This window comes from Bacillus sp. AFS018417 (assembly GCF_002560985.1).
In the GTDB taxonomy this organism is placed as follows: Bacteria; Bacillota; Bacilli; order Bacillales; family Bacillaceae_G; genus Bacillus_A; species Bacillus_A rhizoplanae.
This window is the reverse complement of sequence record NZ_NTTM01000136.1, coordinates 1-777: the sequence shown is the minus strand read 5'-3', so window position 1 is coordinate 777 and position 777 is coordinate 1. Positions and strand designations below refer to the sequence as shown.

Below are 777 nucleotides of genomic sequence, written 5' to 3'. Positions count from 1 at the left end.
TGAAGAAAGTTTTAAAATCCCTATTTTTAGTGGTAGCCGGTTTACTAGTTTTCCTAAGTGGTTTGTTCCCGGGAACTTTAACTGGGTTTGCTGCAGAAAACAAAGACCAATCGACGGTGGTAGATGTAAAAGCGATGACTTTTAATCTAAGATACAAAAATAACAATGATCCATCACCACACACTTGGGATGAAAGGGTTCCTACCATTAAAAGACTGATTGATATGGAGAATCCTGATATCATTGGGACACAAGAAGTGTTATATACACAACTACAAGATTTAGAAAATACTTTACCTAAGTATAATTGGATTGGTTTAGGTCGTGAAGGCGGAAATCGTGGAGAATACTCTGCTATTTTTTATAAAGAAAAAGATTACACCGTACTAGAGTATGATCATTTTTGGTTATCCGATACACCAGAAGTAATTGGTTCAAAAACATGGGGAAACAATATTCCAAGAATGGTTACTTGGGCTAAGTTTCTTGATAAAAAAAGCAACCAACAGTTCTATTTCGTCAATACACACTTTGATCATCAATCCGCTAATGCAAGAGAAAAAAGTGCAGAATTAATCAAAGAAGTAACAAAAAAATTTGATCCAGAGTTACCGGTTATTTTAACAGGCGACTTCAATGCTGGACCAGATAGTCTTCCACACCAAATTTTAACAAGTGACGGAGCATTTGACGATTTATGGGAAACAGCTGAGACAAGAATCAATGAAGAATTAGGAACATTTAATGGTTTTGTTGATCCTACTGGTAAAGGACCTG

At 35.8% G+C, this 777-nt stretch carries 1 protein-coding gene; it reads left to right on the top strand.

Translation table 11 applies throughout. The annotated features are described in order from the left end of the window. On the top strand, positions 1–777 hold a 777-nt coding region (locus tag CN326_RS23885), incomplete at both ends, for an endonuclease/exonuclease/phosphatase family protein (RefSeq protein ID WP_098311394.1).